This window comes from Ferroacidibacillus organovorans (assembly GCF_001642725.1).
In the GTDB taxonomy this organism is placed as follows: Bacteria; Bacillota; Bacilli; order Alicyclobacillales; family SLC66; genus Ferroacidibacillus; species Ferroacidibacillus organovorans.
The window spans coordinates 1-20038 of the sequence record NZ_LSUQ01000046.1; the positions used below are offsets into that span (position 1 = coordinate 1).

At 50.3% G+C, this 20038-nt stretch carries 20 protein-coding genes and 1 pseudogene; 11 read left to right on the forward strand and 10 right to left on the reverse strand.

The genetic code is table 11. The features are described from left to right. From AYW79_RS15895 to AYW79_RS11885, 8 genes are all read left to right on the forward strand, one after another. The coding region (locus AYW79_RS15895) for a hypothetical protein (RefSeq protein ID WP_082864662.1) at positions 1-1546 on the forward strand (1546 nt) is incomplete at its 5' end. Continuing rightward, positions 1543-2481, forward strand: coding sequence for a lytic transglycosylase domain-containing protein (locus AYW79_RS11865; protein WP_067566209.1), 939 nt, complete (start codon positions 1543-1545; stop codon positions 2479-2481). The genes AYW79_RS15895 and AYW79_RS11865, both read left to right, overlap by 4 nt. A 112-nt stretch (positions 2482-2593) precedes the next feature. Further along, positions 2594-2794, forward strand: coding sequence for a hypothetical protein (locus AYW79_RS11870; protein ID WP_067566212.1), 201 nt, complete (start codon positions 2594-2596; stop codon positions 2792-2794). 46 nt (positions 2795-2840) lie between these two features. Continuing rightward, positions 2841-3017, forward strand: a complete 177-nt coding sequence (locus AYW79_RS15615) for a hypothetical protein (RefSeq protein WP_156481823.1) — start codon at positions 2841-2843, stop codon at positions 3015-3017. 47 nt (positions 3018-3064) lie between these two features. Continuing rightward, on the forward strand, positions 3065-3265 hold the full coding sequence (locus tag AYW79_RS11875; RefSeq protein WP_067566215.1) for a DUF5049 domain-containing protein: 201 nt from the start codon (positions 3065-3067) through the stop codon (positions 3263-3265). Between the two features lie 23 nt (positions 3266-3288). Further along, complete coding sequence (locus AYW79_RS11880; protein WP_067566218.1) at positions 3289-3612, forward strand: DUF7678 domain-containing protein; 324 nt, start codon at positions 3289-3291, stop codon at positions 3610-3612. 44 nt (positions 3613-3656) lie between these two features. After that, positions 3657-3836 carry a zinc finger domain-containing protein gene (locus tag AYW79_RS15620; protein ID WP_156481822.1) on the forward strand — a complete coding sequence of 60 codons (180 nt, stop codon included), beginning with the start codon at positions 3657-3659 and terminating at the stop codon, positions 3834-3836. A gap of 250 nt (positions 3837-4086) precedes the next feature. Then, entirely contained in the window at positions 4087-5583 is a 1497-nt protein-coding gene (locus AYW79_RS11885) for a recombinase family protein (RefSeq protein WP_067566222.1), read from the forward strand. A gap of 91 nt (positions 5584-5674) precedes the next feature. On the opposite strand, the gene AYW79_RS11890 is transcribed toward AYW79_RS11885, so the two are convergent. The 9 genes and pseudogenes from AYW79_RS11890 to AYW79_RS11920 all read right to left on the reverse strand — a co-directional run bounded on the left by AYW79_RS11890 (position 5675) and on the right by AYW79_RS11920 (position 14167). Then, on the reverse strand, positions 5675-9205 hold the full coding sequence (locus AYW79_RS11890; RefSeq protein ID WP_067566224.1) for a DUF4020 domain-containing protein: 3531 nt from the start codon (positions 9203-9205) through the stop codon (positions 5675-5677). Between the two features lie 83 nt (positions 9206-9288). After that, on the reverse strand, positions 9289-9609 hold the full coding sequence (locus AYW79_RS15900; RefSeq protein WP_067952997.1) for a hypothetical protein: 321 nt from the start codon (positions 9607-9609) through the stop codon (positions 9289-9291). Continuing rightward, entirely contained in the window at positions 9606-10049 is a 444-nt protein-coding gene (locus AYW79_RS15905; protein WP_197467722.1) for a class I SAM-dependent methyltransferase, read from the reverse strand. The genes AYW79_RS15900 and AYW79_RS15905 overlap by 4 nt, the downstream gene beginning before the upstream one ends. A gap of 20 nt (positions 10050-10069) precedes the next feature. Further along, positions 10070-10927 (reverse strand): DMT family transporter, encoded by an 858-nt coding sequence (locus AYW79_RS11900; RefSeq protein ID WP_067566228.1) that lies wholly within the window; start codon positions 10925-10927, stop codon positions 10070-10072. A gap of 109 nt (positions 10928-11036) precedes the next feature. Next, the gene (locus AYW79_RS11905; RefSeq protein ID WP_197460951.1) at positions 11037-11411 is read right to left on the reverse strand and encodes a VOC family protein; all 375 of its coding nucleotides are present in this window, start codon (positions 11409-11411) and stop codon (positions 11037-11039) included. A 571-nt stretch (positions 11412-11982) separates the two neighbouring features. Next, positions 11983-12822 (reverse strand): alpha/beta fold hydrolase, encoded by an 840-nt coding sequence (locus AYW79_RS11910; RefSeq protein WP_067566231.1) that lies wholly within the window; start codon positions 12820-12822, stop codon positions 11983-11985. A 43-nt stretch (positions 12823-12865) separates the two neighbouring features. Further along, entirely contained in the window at positions 12866-13474 is a 609-nt protein-coding gene (locus AYW79_RS11915) for a nucleotidyltransferase family protein (RefSeq protein ID WP_067566234.1), read from the reverse strand. Beyond that, positions 13471-13644: pseudogene (locus AYW79_RS16470) on the reverse strand (VOC family protein); the annotation flags it as partial. The gene AYW79_RS11915 and the pseudogene AYW79_RS16470, both read right to left, overlap by 4 nt. Next, positions 13583-14167 carry a GNAT family N-acetyltransferase gene (locus tag AYW79_RS11920; protein WP_067566237.1) on the reverse strand — a complete coding sequence of 195 codons (585 nt, stop codon included), beginning with the start codon at positions 14165-14167 and terminating at the stop codon, positions 13583-13585. The pseudogene AYW79_RS16470 and the gene AYW79_RS11920, both read right to left, overlap by 62 nt. 1068 nt (positions 14168-15235) lie before the next feature. Between AYW79_RS11920 and AYW79_RS11925 the strand changes: the two genes are divergently transcribed. Both AYW79_RS11925 and AYW79_RS11930 read left to right on the forward strand, forming a co-directional pair. Next, on the forward strand, positions 15236-15742 hold the full coding sequence (locus AYW79_RS11925) for a GNAT family N-acetyltransferase (RefSeq protein WP_067566240.1): 507 nt from the start codon (positions 15236-15238) through the stop codon (positions 15740-15742). 605 nt (positions 15743-16347) lie between these two features. Then, positions 16348-18045 carry a S9 family peptidase gene (locus AYW79_RS11930; RefSeq protein WP_067952991.1) on the forward strand — a complete coding sequence of 566 codons (1698 nt, stop codon included), beginning with the start codon at positions 16348-16350 and terminating at the stop codon, positions 18043-18045. A gap of 177 nt (positions 18046-18222) precedes the next feature. Here AYW79_RS11930 and AYW79_RS11935 read toward each other — a convergent pair whose 3' ends face one another. Continuing rightward, positions 18223-19275: a hypothetical protein gene (locus AYW79_RS11935; protein ID WP_067566246.1), complete on the reverse strand. Its 1053-nt coding sequence runs from the start codon at positions 19273-19275 to the stop codon at positions 18223-18225. Between the two features lie 310 nt (positions 19276-19585). Between AYW79_RS11935 and AYW79_RS11940 the strand changes: the two genes are divergently transcribed. Further along, a complete protein-coding gene (locus tag AYW79_RS11940) occupies positions 19586-19930 on the forward strand; it encodes a hypothetical protein (protein WP_067566248.1) in 345 nt (114 codons plus the stop codon). Positions 19931-20038: the final 108 nt, after the last annotated feature.

The window sequence follows — 20038 nt, forward strand, 5'->3', positions numbered from 1 at the left end:
GCTCACCATCATCGCCACATTTCTCGTCTGCATCGGCATTGCTGTCGCCGCTACCTCATCACCCGTCTATGCCGCGACACAGCCTTCGCCTTCGATGGTGAATCAAATTCTGCCCACCGAACAGCAGATCGGCGTGACGACCGGCGTCACCCCCACCTACCGCACGTATCCACCAGACAGGTATGCGTTTGACCTCGGATACAACCTCGTGACGTGGGAGTGGGGTGGGCTCAAGCCGAGCCTGAACGATCCGATCCCGTTTCTCGGCAACGCGATCTCCAGTTGGATTTTCATTGGCTCAGGCTTCATCACCCGGTTTGGCGTCTTCCTCTCCGAACTCGGGTTTCACACGCAACTCGTCAATGACCAGTTATCTGCCGTCACGCCGCTGCTCATCGGACTGCGCCAAAGCCTCTTCGGACGCTTTCTCCCGTTCAGCCTCATCGCGCTCGGCTTTTGGGTCGTGAAGAAAGGGATGTTCGACAACCAACCGGCGCGGGTCTGGTCGGGCGTCCTCGCGAGCGTCGTCGTACTGGCAGGTGGACTCTTCTTTATGGCGAACAGCGGCCCCGACATCCGGTTTCTCTCGACCGCGATGGACGAGTTATCACAGGTGACCATGGGGTCGCTCGCAGAACCATTTCAGCAAGTGGAGGGAACATCCTCCATGACGCCCGGGCAGGCGGCAGACACGGAACTCGTGATCACGGCCAATCAGGTTTGGGATTTGCTCGTGACCCGCCCCTGGGTGATTGGAGAGTTTGACCAAACGGACGCGCAACCCATCTTGGTCACGCCTGCGGAGGCGACGGCGATTGAGAAAACCGCCGCTACCGACAACGTCTCCCTGCCCGTATCCCCCGGCGAAGACTGGATGGTTCTGATGCGCGACTATCCGGATGGGTCACAGCAGCGCACCATCCTTGCCACAACCCTTGGGGATCCGTCCATTAATCACGCGGGGCATGCGGACATGCCGAACGTCCTCGGCGCGGGAAGCGTGGTACCAAGAATGGTCATCGCGCTGTTCTCCCTCGTCGCCTCTCTCGCCTTCCTACTTTTTGCTGCCGTGATTGCCGGGATGCTCATCGCGGCACAGGAATTGGCGCTCGCGCTTATTCTCGTCTCCCCCATCGTCTTTTTACTCGGCGTTCTGCCAGGACGCGGGTTTGGGTTGGTGCGTGCGTGGCTGGGCTGGCTGATTGGGGCGCTAGGGACGAAAGTGGTGTACGGCTTGTATTTCGGCCTGACGCTCCTGCTCGCCGACGTCGTGACCAAAACGACCGGGCTACTCATCCTACAGCAGGTGCTCGTGTCCCTTCTGTTCTTTCTCGCCTTCCTGTTTCGCAAGCGGGTGCTCGGCGCCATTCTCTCGAAGGTCGGCGCACCCACACCCCACGAGATGCTGCGAACATCCGTGGTATACGTTCGCGATCACTTGCGTGAGACCTCGACGTCCGTCAGCCGCACCAGTGGGTTTGCCAAGAACGTATACCGGAAATTCCGTCCCAAAGGTCCCGGGCAGGACGGCGGTGACGACGGATGAAGCGCCCCACGAAACACATCGTCGGTTGGGTCATCGCGGCACTTGGCGGCTGGGGAGTCGCCATTGCCATTTTGTTGTTCCTGCTCCTGCTTGTGACCCTTGGGGCTGTCATCTCCTCCAGCGACAACGCCCTGCCCTTTTCATCGACTACGTCGGTTGAACCCATCCCACCTCAGTTGGTTTCCCTCTACCACGCAGCAGGCGCCAAGTACCACGTGCCTTGGGCGATTCTTGCCGGGATTAATAAGGTGGAAACGGACTTTGGCCGCGATTTGTCCGTCTCATCGGCAGGGGCCATTGGCTGGATGCAGTTCGAGCCAGCGACATGGGCACAGTACCGCGTCGATGCGGACGGCGATGGTAAGGCGGATCCTTACGACCCGGTGGATGCCATCTTCACCGCTGCGCACTATTTGGCCGCTTCTGGCGTGGCGAAAAATTCCGAACAGGCTGTGTTTCAGTACAACCACTCGACCGACTACGTGCGCGAGGTACTGCGGTTAGCGGAAATCTACCAAGCGTGGAACCCACTCAGTTCCGCTTGGGTTTGGCCTGTAGCCGATACGGGAGACCGGGTTTCGGCGACCACGGATGCAAGCGGTGAACCGCTGAACGTGATCATCCACGCTAGCCCAGGTGTGACCGTGCGTGCCATTCACGGCGGCACGGTGACGGCAGTCACAAACAGCGAAGTCTCGCTCGATCTCGGCGATGGACTCACCGTCATGGAGCATGGCCTGCGACCGTCGGTTTCGCGCGGGATGGTGGTCGCGGCGGGCATTGCGCTCGGCACGGCGGCCACACGCGGCGTCACGGCGTCGATTGAGGAGACGGGTGCGCCATTGCCGCTCCTGTGGTTTGTGAGCCCGTCTGCGCCGACGCTGGCCCCCACACCGCAGCTTGTGCCGAGGCTACCAGTACCCAACGCGCCGTAGTCCCTCAACATCGTGCTCGAATCAGAGACAAGTGGTAGAGGGAAAAGCCCTTATCGTTGCTTCCCCCCTGTTCCGGAGCTATGATGACACACTGCGAAAGGAGGACGACATCATGCCCGATCAGGATTTGAAAGACAAAGTGCGCCGCGTGCGCAAGGAAGGGCGTTTGAAGGTCCAGAGCAAAGCAGAAGCACTCGAACTCATCACCTACGCCCAAATCATGTATGGCTACCCATTTCGGATCGAGGGCCACACAAGTTTCTATTACCTGGTCGTCGACGGGGACGACGAACGGCCATCCGGCGCGAATTGAGACCGCGATAATCAGCGGTCCCAACCCAGGGGAGGAGGTGAAACTCATGGATAAGCAGACCTTGGAAGACCTGGTTTGGCGCGTGCGGCAGGAAGGGGCCATTCAGTTGACCGAAAAATCGGACGCGCTCGAACTCCTGCACTACGCGAGAATGACGTACCGATTCAACTTCCTGGTCGGATTCAACGTGTATGGTTGTCGGGTGATGGATGAGCGCAGGTGACAATCGCCGCTACGCGCTCTGTCGAAACTCGAAAGGAGAAATAGGATATGGACAAGATACTGGTGCCAAGGCCCGTCTTTGAGGGTCTGGAAGCGATTCGTCAATCTGGAGCCGTCAACATGTTCGACTTTGGGTCGGTGCTGCGAATGGCCGAGATGTTGACCCAGAAAGATGCGGCAAGGTGGCTGTTGAATCACAAACGGGAATACCTTCAGGGCGTGCTTTACGGCATTGAACCGGAAGAATGAGAAATTCGGGAGGTGTTTCAAGTATGCAATATGAGTTCACTGTCAAGCCTAGCCATTTTGGCGGGACGTGGTATGAGGGAACCGTGGACGGATATTACGTACACGCCCGTGTATTCGAGGAGCCGTCCAAGTTTGGCATCAACGATGGCAGAATCTCCACCCTGATGGTCGTTCCCAAAAAAGGGGACGGCCTCTTTCATGCCCTGGTCAACTATGATCGCGGCTGGGATGGAGGTCTGCCAAAGGCCCAATATCGCTCGGTGGTGGAGCACGTCTATGCCTGCTTTCACGATCACGATCTCGACTGGAAGCTCGAAGAACGCAAGCATCATGGGCAGATGTTCTGAGCGTCGCAGCGCCCTGCATTTTGCCTTGACTGGGAGGGTATTCGATGGGCAAGCCAATGTTTATCTGTTCGAGGGGTCACTACTCCATCCTGAATCCGACACTCGTGACGGTTTCACCTGTCGGGATCGCGATCCGCTGTTCAGTGTGCCAAGAGGTGACGCTCATTTCACTTCATGAAACCAGCCCCGAAAATCCACCCAACGTGGGTGGTAACGACGGATGACCTTATTGCCCCTCCCGCCCACTCATGCCAGTGCACACGTGAGAGTCCAGAAAGACCGTTAGAAAAGTAGATTGATCCGTCCAACTCCTGCCGTTGACTGTCCACCAGCACCGAGCTAAGTTGGACATCCAAGCGGGGCTCCATCACGGGACAGATGTTGCGTCATGGGATGGAGCCGACCGCGGAGGGCAGCGGCACGGCATGTGGCGCTTGTGCCAATCGACCGATATCGGTACGGGAGTGGGTGCTCATGGAGCAAAAGAAAATCTACGAAGTCGCCGTCTACTTGCGCAAGAGTCGTGACGAAGCGAGCAAGGACGAAGATGTCCTACTCAAACACGAAACAGCGCTGACCGATTTTGTCCGGAAGAACAACTGGCGATACGTGATTTACCGCGAGATCGGCAGTTCCGACAGCATCGACTTTCGCGAGGAGTTCAAGCGTCTCCTCAAAGACGTCGAGAATGACTTTTACGACGCCGTGGTCGTCATGGACTATGACCGACTCAGTCGCGGCGACAAAGAGGACCGCGCCCGCGTTGAAAAAGTGCTGAAACTCTCCAATACGCTGGTCGTCACTCCCAATCGCGTGTATGACCTGAACGACGAAGATCAGGAACTGATCACCGACATCGAGGGCGTCTTCGCTCGCTACGAGTACCGCATGATTAAGAAGCGGTTCCAGCGCGGCAAGAAGATTGGCGCGCGTCTCGGCCACTGGACCAACGGTCCCGCACCTTTCCCCTACGCCTACGACGCCGAAGCCCGATCACTTGAGGTGGATGAGCAAAAACTTGAGATTTATCAGTTCATCAAGGAGCGATTGCTGCGCGGCAGTACATGCGCCAGCATCTGCTGGGAATTGAACCGGATGGGTGTCCCCTCTCCCAAGGGCAAGCTGTGGCAGGAGAGTGTGGTCTACCGCCTCGCACTCAATGAGGTTCACCTCGGACGTGTGATATACGGCAAGACCAGCGGCGGACTGCACAAGAATCGTAAGACCGCCCCGTTCCGGGTCAATCCACGCGAGAACTGGGTTGTGGTCGAAAACGCACATCCAGCGGTAAAGACACCGGAGGAACACGCCGGGATCGTCAAGCTGCTCGAACAGCGTCGAATCCAAACGAAGCGCACCCGTCACGGCACCTACGTCTACTCGGGACTCGTGTTCTGTGGCAAGTGCGGCTCCTCCCTGCAGTTTCAGCCCAAGGAGAATGGCCGGATTCTCGTCAAGAAGTGCCAGAAAGTCGATCCGTTCGGGATTCGCTGCGGCAACCCCGGCGCCGATCTCGAACACGTCGAGGTCGCAGTGATAGAGAGCCTGCGCGAATATGAGGAGGAAATCCGGTCAAGACCGATACAAGTGTCGACGCCCGATATGACCCCGCAAACGGTACTGCGACTCAAGGAAACGGAACTTGAAACCCTGCACGAAGGCATCCTTCGGCTCAAGGACCTGTATGTGTCGGCGGACTTGACCAAGCAAGAATACCGCACCCGGTTGGATCGTCAAAAGGATCTCATCGTGAAAAAGGAGAACGAGATTCAGCAGTTGAAGGAGATTGTGCAGGTTGGTGGACCCGTATCTGATCAGGAGCGGTTGCAGCGAATCGAAGAACTGGAGAATGTTTGGCAGCATCTCGATACCAAACCCGAGGAGAAAAATCGGTTGTTTAAACAGATTATTGAACGAATCGAATATGCGCGAAACGGCTACGGAATTAACGTACAAGTTAAATTCCGCTAGGTTACTTGCTGAATTTTACTTTTTGGTTCCCCCATCTGTAATTCTCATGTTCAAAGGAAGGATGTGTTCAAAACTGTAGGGCATAGTTGCATCACAGTCCCGAAGGTTGATTACAACCAAGACGAATGAGTTGTGCCTTGAGATTATTGATGGTTTGGGCCGACACATCATAGTCATTTATTGCTTGCTGAAGCAGTACAGTAATGTCGGCACAGTGGTAGCACGGGTACGATGTCCCTTCTAGTGCATACGCGATTAATTCAAACGTTTCGCTCGGTGCTATGGAAATCAGGTTTTTTGATTTTATTTCGTATATCAAACGAGTTTGGTTTACACCGGGAGACGGACATCGTCTGATTAACTCGATGGATTCTAAGTATAATTCCGGTACATCTCCGAATTCGCAAACCCAATGAATCATCGCTTTCGACTCTCGTACAGAAACTGGTCGGGGCAGTCCTTGGCACCTTTGATTCCAATAGTCTCGCAACCATCGATTCCAAAGTTTTGATTTGGTTTCCGGCGACATTGATCCAATAATCCACCCTATCTGTTCAGACCAATGCACTCTCCCGTCTTCTCCTACTTCGCCGAGAAATCTATCCGCCCACTCCGGATGTCCATCTCCAGGCCAAAACAACGCAAGTGCAGCCATGTGATTAAAAAATTGCCGCCTTACAATATTCGAATCATCCTGGGACAGTAAAGTGAATCCCTGCTCATAATAAGGCAGCAAAATTGGAATCAATGCGAGTGACCATTGACCTGCTGCAAGATATCCATGCCACATCTGCTGTGGCAAGTCTTCGTCTGTATTTGCCCAAGAGAAACGAGGAACGACATGTTCCTTCGCCCACTGCTCATCGATTGAAAACAAAAACCCCATCTCATGAGCCACGATGACTCTACCTGCAATGTCCGCTTGTGTGTCACCCTGAAGCAGATTAAGAAACATGGACAAATAGCGTTCCATTAAGGTTTCCCAGTCTTCTAACCGATGTTTTGCGAAATATCCCAGGATTTCAATCAAAATTCCTGCTGCCTTGCCAGCAGCGTGAGACAAAGCGAACAAATACCAGCTATGTTCACTTAGAGTCAAGTCAACGCTCGAGTCGCTAGACTGTCTCGTTTGTTCTAAAATTCGGAACGTAACTTCTTCAATTCTCGAGAGATGAATCCCTAAGATGGTATTCTGGGAGCCTTTCAAGCCATCCATTAGCAGATTTGCCACACCATCGGCAATGAGGTCAATTCGTTCATGGCTTTGAATAAGAGTTAAGACCGAGCCCCACTGGTCACTGGATAATTCAATCCTGCTCCATCCAAAGAGAATTTCCTTCCACAGTGGATGACCCCACTCGTTAGATTGCCTAAGATGTTCAGCCCATGACCACGTTATTTCAAAATCTTGTTTGACTGCTCTTCCAATCGTCTCGGTAAAAAAACCGAAACTGTCATGCTCCACAAGCTTGATGACTTCGTCTGGGGACATCTTCAGCAATTCATCTATTGGGATTCCCCATCCCTGACTAAATGTTTGAATAGCACTTACCGCAGACACATTCTGATACTCGGACGGCCTAAAATCAGGATATATCTTCAATGATCTTCGATAAGCCCTTAACGTCGGTTCATCATTCGGTAGTAACTGCGCACTAAAATGAAGTATGGAACAGACATTATACAAGACTACTTCCTCGATATTCCCTCTTTGCATCGCTTCAAGCGCGGTTCGTAAAAAGCGTGATCGAACACTCTTTTTTGCGGCTCCATAACAGGCATTCAGGAGTTCGAATACGTCGTGGCATAACATCGGTGAACTCAATAAACTGGGGTTACACAAAAACGAAAGTTTTTCATCGACACCTACAAACGCCGCCGACTGTAGAGCATAAATGGACAGCCGTTTCAGAAGTGGACTGGAGCAGGCAATCCATTCATTGATTAAAGACCGGCCTTGTACTTCATCATTCGCGGCCAGATGTTCAATCACGTCGCATGCAGCATCGATCAAAACGTCGAAATCATGTCCAAACTCTTGGCGTTCACTGGGCCTGATACTTCGGCGCGTATACGAGACCGGGTCAAAAGAATCGTTTGCCTGACCTGTCGATCGAAGCATCATGTGAACCGCTTCGATATTACGAGCGATTAACATTCTGATTTGGATGACGTTTTCCGTAAGAGAAGGCTGGATAACGTTTTGCCATGCATCGTGTAATTGGTAGCTCTCCGAATGAAGGGAGGGTTCAATTCCGTAGTCCCTCTCCTCGTTAAAACTGGGTATCAACACTGATGATGGTTGCGTCAAATAGTCGAACAGCGCGATGCATGTTCTACCGTCATGACGAATACTTGATGATTGAAATAAACCTACCAATTGCGCACTCCTTTTACCAACTGGAGCCGTAGATATAAGGAAATGCACCCAAGAAGCCAGAATGTGTGGTTCAATTAAAACATCATCTTCAGTCATATAGGAAAAATGCCATACGAGGATCGACCACAGTGTTTGGTCAATTTGACCACCTTTTCGCTGTATAAGCGCCAAAACTTTGCTTGAATCCGCACTGGTGGCCCTTTGCCCTAGCCAGTTTGCGATAGCGGTCGATAGGTCCCCCCATTTGTGGGTCGATTCAAATATCGAATCCAAAACACTGTTCGAATCAAACCAAGTAATCCACGACATGGTTGAGGCTCGCTCCAAGATTAGCTGTAAAACGCCTGCCTCATTCATGTGCCACAAGAGCATGTCTACCGTGGCAGGATCGGTTGGTGGCGAATCGAAAGCCATCACTCTTTCAACAAATACCTTTGTCTCCAAATAACCATTATTCATAAACCCGGCCCATGCTTCTAGACAATGGGAGAGGGCTGAATGATTGTGATGGTCACCGAGCGGATAGAATAGCGGTTCAATCCCCAAGTAATGCCACTTGGCTTCTTCCCCCATAGGCGCTAACGCATATCTTTGGGTGCTAGGTGGTAGACCACGAGCCAGATACTGCATGATTACATCGTCATGACTGTACCCGACGAACAGAACATCGTAGTGTAAAAAAACATCGGTAATAAAACGTCTTGCCCAGCCCTCTGTTAAGTAGGCAGAACCGAAATCGTGGTCATCAAGAACAAGGCTTGCGTGATCACGTACAGCACTTCCATGCAGGTATACAATTCCCTTAAAATTGCTGCCAACAGGTAGCGCAGGGGCATAATAAGTCAGTGTCTCATCTGGAAACAAAACCTGGGCGGAAGTAGAAAAATGCTGGTCAAAGTTAGTAGTAACAATACGGCAGCTTTCGGCGTCTCGAAACAAACGAAGAAGATTCCGATGCAAATCGTTGGGCTGAGAGGACGGATCTCCGATAACATTTCGGACAATTTGGTGAGTTGGAGCACCTGCTTCCTTCAAACGACCTAGAAAACGGTCCAAGGGCTCGTCCGTTATCTGCTGAGAACTCCCCGACATCTCCAATACGCGTTGAACAAGACCTTTAAACGAAGGGAAGCACGTTGGGCATGCCATTGATACCCCTGCCCCAGCAAAAATAACCAGACGTCCGCTCAAAAGCGCGTGAATTAAGCGTTCGGGAATTTCAACCTCATTGGTTACCCTCATCATTGTGACCTCCAAAGTTTGGTCGAATCAACCGTGAGATACCTCAATCTCGAGTGGAGCGCCATGTGAAATCCTCCTGTGGCTCATTCGGAACTGCGTTGGCCCGCGGGCTTTACCGCGCTTATCATCAATACCGGCGGTCGGCGCCGTTCTTCAGCCAGATTCGGTCTTCTTTCCAAAGCCTCTTGCATTGCCTCTGGCTCAAGTACACGCTCGATAACAAATCCCTGATCTATAAGCTCATTGAGCAAAGTTGAGAGTTGTCGGTGGTATTTAATCACGCCTTCAATGAACCATGTTTGCTCACGTATGCCTTCCTCTGCATAGTTGTCAATGGACCAGTAAAGCTTACGGCCGTCAGTATCCTTTACCCAGTGCCCACAGCTTGGTAACTTGGCTGTCACAATCGGATGCTCACATAAGTAGACAAACTCCCCCCTGGTCGCAACCATCTGTAGACCTCTATCAGAAGACCGGTATAGTCTGCCACATAATGCATGACAAATGAACTAACTACAAGATTGAAAGCATTGTCCTGAAACTGAACTTCCTCAATGTCCATTTGTATATACTCTATATTGTCACCCGCGTTTTGCGCACGAGCATAACTGATCATCTTCTCGGAGATATCCACGCCTACAATCCGCTTTTCGGCGGAATCTGCACAGTAGGCGGCGAACTGGCCCATTCCACATCCGAGATCCAACACTTCCAAACCCGACAATGCGGGTAAAAGTGAGCGAATGGCGGGTTGCTCCAGAGCGTCATTCAAACCGGATCCAGTCGCTCGTAGCTGCTTGTAGCCTTCAAAGAATGTTTCATTATCATAGGCTTTCTGATTCATCACATCGTCCTTCCTCAAATTCAGCCGAACAAGCCAAGCAAAATCACACCCACTGTAATCAATCCCGCCGCCGTAATCCTTCGACGGCCCTGTGCTTCCTTGAGAACCACAATGCCTAGAATCGTGCCGAAGACAGTTCCGATCTCCCGCATCGGAGCAAGTTGCGCGACGGGTGCCAGATGAAGTGCCAACAGGAAGAGCAGGTATCCACCTGGTGAAATTACGCCGCCCACGAGGATCGTCTTCCAATTTGCTTTCCACTCAGCTTGAATGGCACCCGATTGCGTCGCCAGCCAGGACAAGGCAATCAGGTTCCCTAGATTGCTGGCATCATTCAATGTCACGACTGGAATGTAATGCAGGGTAATCTTGTCGAACGTTGTATATGCCGCAATCGACAACCCAACCTCCAATGCGAGCCAGGTTGCCTTTGGGGCAAGACTTGGCCCATCTAAACGCCCGCCAAATCGCCAGTTTCCTAGAATCCAGATACCGACCACCACACCTGCTACACCGATCCATCCTAAAATCGACAATTGCTCGCCAAGCACAAAAACGCCAATCAGTGGTACTAAAAGAGGGCTCACACCACGCATCAAAGGATACACTTGTGATAAGTCTCCAGCATTGTATGTCTGGGACAATAAGACGACGTAGACGCCGTGTAATGTAACGGTAACCGTAAGCAACAGCCATCCCACGAACGGTATGTGGTGGCGCCAAATGGCCGTGAGTGCAAAAGGTAGATACAACAACACAGCTACCCACTGGATTGACCAAAGAAACACGACTTTGTTTACGCTCTGCTTCGTAAATAGGTTCCAGACTGCATGCAGCAAACCGGATGTGACTACGAGAAAAATGACAGTCGAAAACAAAATGAGCCTCCGATCGGGAATTGGCCATATCTGGCCTCACCCTGCCCTGAAGGTCTATTCAATTGCTTTCAGATTATCAGATCGATTAGATAGGTACAATCGCTTGTGTTCATCTTTCACCGAGAAGCCATGACTGAATCTTCATCCGTTCAGCCAGCGTCCCTGAGTGGAACTCAAATTGCGTACCATCGGGATCGAGAAAATTGACGGTCCAACCTCCGCCACGCTCCACTGGAGCACGGATAATTGGAACATTCTCCGATTTCAAAGCATCAACAGCGGCGTGCAATTCATCTTGCGGAGTATACTGCGCCACGTGATCCACGCCGAGGTGCGGCCTATCCGTCGTCTTCATGGCGTTCGGTTCAATCCCATAGACTTGAAAGCCCTTAGCCTCATAATGCGCATTCGCGACGTCGTTATCCTTCACAACGGAGAGACGAAGTTGCACCAAGCCATCCAATTGCCGTGCCCGCTGAATCAAGTCAGCGCCCTATCCCCCATGATCCCATGCCCCCGAGCATCAGGTGACACAAACAGAGCGACCACGTTCGCGATGTGTCGTGCCTTGTTGCTCGCTCTCGAACAAGTGTCACCGTTCCCACCAGCTGATCTGATGCATCAGTCCCGTAGCCGTTCCGTGCGAATGCATCTGACCATAGGTGGCCTGGCCAGGAATGAATCTCTCTCCGTCGCAAAAAGTCATGACCATGAATCCCTGCCCCGATGGTGTCAAATGAAGTTGAGCTCCCTGATGCATCCGAATTTGTGGACAGGGTAGCCCCTGGCTATGTAGCTCAGACTGCCAACGAAGCGCTCGAACGAAAGCCGATTCATCATACAATCGATATCTGTCCGAATAATAACTCTTGAGCAGAAAGACGCCATGCATGGTATCCAACTTCCATTTTCAATTCAGCCATCCACGAACAACCGATTGCGCATCAAGAATAGTGAACCCGAACCATTTCTGACTGATCTCGCAATGTTCATCAAACTCATGATCATCGGGTCGCAGTTTCATTCACCGACTTTCAAGTTCTTGTCATCAATCTTTATGACTTCAGAAAATTTTCCAAATACTCCGCGAATTGGTCCGACTCCTCAAGAAATGGGTAGTGATTGCTCTCTTCAAACACGGCAATTTCTGAGTTTGGCATTTGCTTGCAAATCTCTTCTGAACAGCGGATCGGACACTGAACATCGTGCCTGCCGCACATCACCAATGTTCGAATCCTCACATTTGCTAGTTCCCTAGTCAAATCGAATCTCGGAAAATCACTTTTAGAGAAATGTTCCAACCTCGAAGTTGCCACACCTTTTCGGATGGCTCCTCCAAAATACTGAGCGTAGTTCTCTGACTTAAACAGAGACAGTTTCGTTATATCCTGACTATACGTTTGCTTTTTCTCTGTTGCGATATCAGGCTGCAACTGTAGGTGTCGTAACTCCTGCATCCGACTGAACAGCGGGTGATCTGGGTGGTAAATGCAATCTGGCTGGCCTGCATAATCCTTCGATGCTGCGGCTCCAACTACAATCAGCGCCGAAAGAGATTTCGGGTGTCGAACCGCATACATCAGGCCCAACATTCCCCCCGTCGAATGGCCGGCAAACTCCCATTTTTCGAATCCAAGAAACTGTCGAATGGCCTCCAAATCTTCCACCGTCTCGTCCATGTCCAGTTCTGCCGGATTACTTGCCTTTGGCGACTGTCCAGCCTCTCTTAAATTCACGAGAAACACCTTTCTATGAAGTACAAATAGGTTGGCGAAACGGTCTCCGGTTTCATTGAATTCAGAGTAAAGATGCGTTATGCAAAGCGGTTCCCCTTCTCCACGTACAAACACTTCAAACGTTCCGCGATCCGTTGGGATCATTGCTCGCTCCCACATGGACACCCTACCTCCCTATAGGCTATCATCCGTCAACGACTCGTCAGCAACTCGATCCCTCCTTTGGATGTTCATGAACCACACGCACCTTCGGCCATTTCTTCACAATTTGTTTGTCAGCGAGACGCTGTTCGAAAATCTGCTCAGTCACTCGCCGAGGATTTCTACGACATACCAACTCAAACAAATCGTTCAGTCCACACGGTGCAACAATGAGAAACTCATCATCATCATCAAGAAGACGGACGGCGACGCTCGTTGCTGTTTCTGGCCAAGTCCCAACCCCGTCTTCACTCGAAGCGAGTGATTCAACGGGGAACCCAAACTTTCGCTCGTACCACAAGTGAACAGCCGCCTGATTCCTTGCCTGCCAAGGCATCTTCGGCATGAGATGATACAACGTCCGCTCAATCTCCAAGTCTCTGTTCGATTGTAAGTTCGTCGGATCAAAATACGCCACGTCGATATCATTCAGCGGTGTCGGCGTAGAATCATCGTGTAACCAGTCCCACACCAGTGTGCGAATGACACCACCACCAACCAGCCAATCAGGCGGATTGCATTCACGCACCACACACAAGGCTCGCATGAACCAGTCTGTTGCGCGCAACAATGCACGTAAATCGTGCTCATATTGACGATTGTCGGTCATGGCGCCACTACCTCTACCTTGAGTCGGTCGGGATCCTCAAAGAACACTGCGTAGTGTTCCGCTCCACCCGCATACGGGTTTCTGTCTTCATACAAAATGTGGATCCCCCTAGCCCTCAATAGAATCGTGAGCTCGTCCACCTGTTGACGAGATTGTGCGATGAAAGTCAATCTCTCGGGAACCTGCAAGCAATTTGTAATAGATGACCGTCTCATCAAACTGCCCATCCGCTGATCGAGCATACTGTGGAATTCGTCCGACCTCCACGAACCCCAGTGAGCGGTATAACGTATTGGACGGGTCTCCCGCACGAGTATCCAGAACAAGCAATGACCGACCCGCTTCCACTGCCGCTCGTTCCGCCACATCCATCAACTGCCTTGCAATTCCCAATCGCCTTTTCTGCGGATGAACCATCAGTTTGGCGATTTCCGCCCTGTGCGCACCGTTTTGTTTCATGGTCAGATGCAATTGCACCGTACCTACGATTTCACCATCATAATCGGCCGTCCACAGGCGAACACTTGGTTCGAGGAGATGTTCCCAATACAATTTTGCATCCGCGTCATTCAGCGGTGGCAAAAAACCGATGGATGCCCCATCGGCTACAACTTCAATCAATAAGGAACAGAGCGAGTTCAAATCTTCTGGATTCCACTCCGTAACCTCAACGATATGCAATCCATTGGCCAATGAAATACCTCCATCGTTTGCTATAATTGAATTTTCCATGTCGCTTGGATGGCTTACTTTTCATCCGATTTTGCAGGTCGATCCCTTCGATCCATCAATGTGGCCAAACACTTTTTCATCGTGTCCTCCCCATTACGATTGTTGCTATGATTAATATAGAAAGTTTACCGCATGCGCCGAGCAAGTGGTATCGTAAATAGAGTGAATCATACAAATCCCCACAGAATGGAGGAACTAAAGGATATAAAGCATCATCATTACATCACAGTACTTATCATTTCATTAGGAGGAACGTCATGGGCCGGAAGTCGGAGAACTTCTCGTCGGGGCAAATCTCAAAATGATTGTGGGTTGCCAGTTTCGTTTTTGTTCAAAAAAACTAGTCCAGAACTAGGTCAGTGTATTTTTAAATCTCCATTGTGACAATGATGTGCGAAGAAAACGCTTACTAAAGCGAGGATGGACTGAGGAACAAGTTATCGAGTATCAAAACTTTGCACAGTGGCTTTTGAACAATGCAAGCTCCAGATTCGACCCACAGATGCCCACGATAGATACGTCCAATACTCTACTTGATGAAGTAGCGTCCGACCATTGCAGGCTGGATTCAGGCCCTTGTTTCTTGAACAAACGGAGGCGTTAGCGTAATAAGCAACTTGGTCAAATTTATCTACTTTAGGATCTGAAACTTAGCATTCACGTGTTCTCCTTCGGGTCAAAAAGGCATATCTTTGGGACATCTGACGCCTCACGCATACTCTCTTGCAAAGAAAATTACCGCCCCTGCCTTCATTAAACATCCCTCCCACGACTTTGAAAGCAACGCCGAAAAGCGATAGACATTGCCCCCAACGAACTACTTATTTACAAGATCAATCTGATTGTTCATAGATTTTCGCTCCTGAAATATTGGGCATCTGAATAAAGGTCGACGAATATTGTGCTATGATTTATTCAATCTAAAGTGCAAAGGGGTACGCTTGTGTATTGTGTTCAGCCCAGTCCTAAATCAAAAAAATCAGGGGATTATTTGTTTTTCAACCCCCAATTAAAGGGAGATCTGTAAAAGTGGCGAATTTAGTAACGAAACGTCTTCGCATGGTGTCGTGGAATATAGAATTGGTGCAGGCAGCAATTGAGGACAAGTCAAAATTGTCCCGATTACTAGGGCTTGAAGTACCTCACGATTTTCCAAGTGAGCCGGTTCGTGAATTCGTATTACCAATGACATTGGAGGCGCTTGAACGGGATCAAAGCATCGGGCAATGGAGTGGCATGATCGTCAATGTTTCTGATGCTATTTTGATTGGAACCATGGGTTTCAAATCCTCGCCTGATGAATTTGGGAATGTGGAAATTGGCTACGACATAATCTCAAAGTACCAGGGGCACGGATATGCTACAGAGATGGCTCAGGCGTTGATTGAATGGGCTTTCCATCAACCTAACGTTAATCGTGTTACTGCGGAGTGCCTGGTCACTAACACACCATCTGTACGTGTGCTTGAAAAAATCGGCATGAAAAAGATATCTCAAGTGGAAGAGATGATTTATTGGGAAATCGCTAAGCGGTGATATGAATCATGACGTAATTTGTAGACTTTAGACTTTAAAACTTACCATTCTCCCCTCACGATTTCGCTAACAGCGCCGAAATTTGCGTCCTCATCATGCATTCCCCCGTCACTTCATCTCGCGTAAATGACACAACTGCTCCTCCATCTAAACTACCTCCCTACGCAACCGCACCTCCGCCACACGTCCAAAACCGTCCCCTGTGTGTTTCAAATTCAAACGTCCAAAAACACCTGAAGGTCAGCGGTTTCCACAGTTCTCACTTTATGTGGAACATTGCTGTTTCGTGGCAGACCAGAGCACGCTTAATTTTGACCTGGGCAAAACCCAGGCATAGCCATCTGGCATCGTGCTCCTGATGAATCATAGTCGATAGGCGAAAGCCCATTGACGTGTGCATATGCTAAAATAGTAGAGTCTAAGGCTAGCCTGATACACACTGGAAGTCCGAACACAACTCGAAGTCCAACGGGGGTGCCGGCATGCCAAGCGCAGCCAAGAATCGGATCCGGATCGAAGAGTTATTGAGATTACCGAATATTTGGAGTGTCGTTCCGTCGTGGTCTAGGCAGCAAATTGCATATTTCAGCGACGAGACCGGGCGGTTGGAACTGTACGTGATGGATTTACATACACGCCATGCCCGACGAGTGACGGATGGTCAAGCGCCAAAACACCTGATGGCCGGGTTTGTGTGGACACGCGATGATCAGGCGATCGTATTTGCGAAAGATACGGATGGCGATGAACAACACAACTTGTATCGGTTACACCTTCTGGACGGTTCAGTCATCCAACTGAATGATGATCCGAAAAGTCAAGACTATCCGGGAACCGTGGCACAAGATAACCGCTCCATGCTCGTCAACTCAAATCGAAATGGACAAATGAATGTATTTCGCTTCTCCTTTGAAGACCGCGGATGGACGCAGTTGACGCACAGCAGTACGCCTGCCGGTGGCGCGACCTGGAGTTCTGACGGGCAGCAAATTGTCTACATGACGAATTTATCTAGCAATCTGCGAAATCAGGACTTGTACATCATGGATGCGCATGGTGGTCCGTCAGAATTGCTCTGGCATCTACGAGATGGCTCGCGTGAGAGCATCGCAGATTGGCACACGGATGGATATCGGCTGGCCGTAAGCTCTGATGAGACAGGGGTCAATCGACCCGCAGTCCTGAACATCGAGACACGCGATGTTCAATGGTTTGGTCCCGGAACGGCTGATGAGTATGCGGCGGCCTTTTCAAAGAACGGACGTTGGCTTCTGACGATGCGCAGCGAAGAGTCAGCGATATTTCCCATTTTGTACGACCTTGAAACTGGCGAAACCAAGACGCCCAGGTTGCCGGAGGGCATCTCATACAATGTAAATTTTGTACTTGAGGATACAAAACTGCTGATCTCACAATCCGCGTCGAATCGTCGCACGCAAATCCTTCTCTACGACATCGCGACAGATTCGTTTGAAGTGCTGTGTCCCGCGGCGTATGGTGACATGGATCCTGACTGGTTCGTGGCGGATCAACACGTGTTCTATCCATCGAGCGACGGCGTTTCCGTGCCTGCCTTGCTGTGCGTGCCTCAGGATATCGAGCCGGGAGCACTATTGCCCGCCATTCTTTATATTCACGGGGGTCCGACGGGTCAGTTTTATCGCAATTTCGACGCGCAAGTACAGACCCTTGTGGATCAGGGCTACGTCGTTCTTATGCCGAACATTCGAGGATCCACAGGGTACGGCGTGGCTTGGCGCGATGCGTGTCTGCAGGACTGGGGTGGCAAAGACTTGGATGATGTCGTCGCAGGCGCGACGTATCTAAAGAGCCTTGGCTACGTTGATCCTCAGCGGATCGGCATCTACGGTATTTCATATGGCGGTTACATGAGCTATATTGCGGCCGTGAAAGCGCCAGATGTATTTGCGGTGAGTGCGCCGTTCGTAGGGATTTCAGACATCGAGCAATTGTACGCGGAGAGCATGGAGCATTTTAAATACTACCTGCGCCAGCAAATGGGAGATCCCGATACGCACCGAGATCTATGGCGAGATCGTAGCGCCGTCACACACGTCGATGCCTTGCGCGCGAAGATGCTCATCGTCCACGGTGTGAACGATCCCCGTTGCCCGATCAGTCAGGCTCGCGGATTTCGCGAACGGATGCTCGCACGCGATTTGCAGGAGGGTCTCGACTTTGCGTATTACGAATTTGAAGAGGGGCATGGCGCGTTCGGCGACAGTGAGGGCGAGATTCGTAACTTCAAGCTCTTGCTCAATTTCCTGGAGCGTCATCTCTAACATTACGTGTGGTCAGAAAAGCAGGAGCCTTCTCACGCGAAGGCTCCTGCTTCGATTAGGAAAGTCCATAATTTTGTGGAAAAATATTCCCCAATCATACACCAACTCCCCCTATCTACGACCCCTTGTTTGTTGTTACATCTCGCCTTGCTGTTAAAGCTTTTCCCCGCAGACTTACTAGGGTATGGATATGCCTTTTATGGGGTACACGCTGTAGTAAATCCCCCCAGATTTGTTTGTAGCTATGATGACTTGACCGTTGGTGAAGGCTACAAAGTCACCGTTCCCTATTCCAATACACTTGGCAGGCACTAACAGTCCTATCGTAGTCCCGCCTTGTTTCGTTTGCTCCATCACATTTATGGACAAAAAAGGTGGGATGAAATTGCTCTTCACTTGTCGATAGACTCCTGCCCACGAATAACCAAAATTATGATTTTTCCCATAATTACTCAGAGCGCCATACCACACCTGATTCATTTGTGGAAGGCTGGTGTAAACGTTCGTTTCTCCATAATTCAAACTATAGTTTGCCCCTACGGTCGGGTTAGCTTGCTCAGTAATTTTAATATCACGCAAAAACCACGATGGAATCGACGGTTTAGGTGCCAACGAGGAGGAAGAGATTTTAATGCCCGCCAAAGGAACTAGGTAATTCGCAACTGCCTGCGCAAACGATTCAAGGGGGTGTGCTGGATTCGGTTGTAGGACAATCCATGTATTCCCCTGAGTGAGTGCCAAAAATCGAATCACAGCGCCACCAGTGTAATTGACTTGCCACCATCGCGCTTCAATGCCGTTACCAAGTTTCACTTTCTGTTGAGCGATCCATGAAGCTTTTTGACCATCCGCTTTAAACCAGTTCGTCAATTCATCGAAATCATTGGTACTCAACACTGCCATGTCATTAAAATTCAATTCCACCACATGGTTCTTTCCGGTAGCGTTAAGCAGACGGTAAACCCCGCTCGGCCCACCCATTTTGGTCGGCAAATAAGTCGTTTTGACGCCTTGATCCTTTGCAATGTTCTTCATCTCATTTATTTGGCCTAACGTGTAGTGAAGATTAACCAAGCCGTACTGTTGACTAATCGATGTTGGTGCCGCCGTGCGCTTCACCACCGGTGTCTGTGATTGCTGTATATCTCTAGACGCAAATAAATTGCCGCAGCCCATAAGGACGATCCCCGCACCAAGAACGACTGAAACGATGAAAACTTGATTTTTCATACTGAAATCCCCCAGGTTAGAAAAGCTACTCTGTCCTATAGACGAAGAAGGAGTCGACAGTGTTACACAAATAACAGTGCCTACTTTCCCCAGTCGCAAAGATATCATTCAGCCCGATTCCGAAACTCACGATATTGAAATGAGTGTCTATCATGGCTAACATAAATGATTAAAAATTGATTTTCAGTTTGACCACTCCACGCCACTCCTGCCATAAAACCCCATGTAAGCCAGTTGATTGTACTAAATCTAAATAAGTAACCTATTTCCATCGTTGAACGTCTATTTACTGGAAAGGAGGGCTACGACAATGAAAAAACGTATGGATCTAATCATTGTGATGCTGGGGTTTTCGGGGTTATTGGGGTGTGGAACCAATGCTCCATCTCAAAACGCCTTACCCACCGGCACGGTCTTGGGTTGGAATAACCATCTTTACAAAGTTGTCCATTCAGTTACTCAGCGTGACGTGGGCAAGGAAATTGGAACAATTTCGTATCACGGAAAGGTATCAGGTTTATTTACCGTATTCGAGCTTCCAGGTTCGAAACGATACAAGTCAATTGTTTTCGAATCGCCGACAAAGCAATACGATCAGGCAAATATCGTCGAGACGCGACAGATATTGCCCCCTATGAACTACTTCGGTGTATAATTATTTGAAAGATAAATCTGATTGTTTATATCAACGGGCAGTAGTGTTTCGGAAGGCGAAGACACTGCGATAAGTTGAGTCCGTATAATTGGTGTAAATTCAGTGGAC

What these genes read in the sequence shown, in the direction of transcription:
- AYW79_RS11915 (WP_067566234.1), bottom strand. Translation starts at nt 13,474, where the DNA reads ATGACCGACAATCGTCAATATGAGCACGATTTACGTGCATTGTTGCGC.
- AYW79_RS15905 (WP_197467722.1), bottom strand. Translation starts at nt 10,049, where the DNA reads ATGAATCAGAAAGCCTATGATAATGAAACATTCTTTGAAGGCTACAAG.
- AYW79_RS15620 (WP_156481822.1), top strand. Translation starts at nt 3,657, where the DNA reads ATGGGCAAGCCAATGTTTATCTGTTCGAGGGGTCACTACTCCATCCTG.
- AYW79_RS11865 (WP_067566209.1), top strand. Translation starts at nt 1,543, where the DNA reads ATGAAGCGCCCCACGAAACACATCGTCGGTTGGGTCATCGCGGCACTT.
- AYW79_RS11875 (WP_067566215.1), top strand. Translation starts at nt 3,065, where the DNA reads ATGGACAAGATACTGGTGCCAAGGCCCGTCTTTGAGGGTCTGGAAGCG.
- AYW79_RS15615 (WP_156481823.1), top strand. Translation starts at nt 2,841, where the DNA reads ATGGATAAGCAGACCTTGGAAGACCTGGTTTGGCGCGTGCGGCAGGAA.
- AYW79_RS11890 (WP_067566224.1), bottom strand. Translation starts at nt 9,205, where the DNA reads ATGAGGGTAACCAATGAGGTTGAAATTCCCGAACGCTTAATTCACGCG.
- AYW79_RS11940 (WP_067566248.1), top strand. Translation starts at nt 19,586, where the DNA reads ATGAAAAAACGTATGGATCTAATCATTGTGATGCTGGGGTTTTCGGGG.
- AYW79_RS11880 (WP_067566218.1), top strand. Translation starts at nt 3,289, where the DNA reads ATGCAATATGAGTTCACTGTCAAGCCTAGCCATTTTGGCGGGACGTGG.
- AYW79_RS11935 (WP_067566246.1), bottom strand. Translation starts at nt 19,275, where the DNA reads ATGAAAAATCAAGTTTTCATCGTTTCAGTCGTTCTTGGTGCGGGGATC.
- AYW79_RS11885 (WP_067566222.1), top strand. Translation starts at nt 4,087, where the DNA reads ATGGAGCAAAAGAAAATCTACGAAGTCGCCGTCTACTTGCGCAAGAGT.
- AYW79_RS11870 (WP_067566212.1), top strand. Translation starts at nt 2,594, where the DNA reads ATGCCCGATCAGGATTTGAAAGACAAAGTGCGCCGCGTGCGCAAGGAA.
- AYW79_RS11910 (WP_067566231.1), bottom strand. Translation starts at nt 12,822, where the DNA reads ATGTGGGAGCGAGCAATGATCCCAACGGATCGCGGAACGTTTGAAGTG.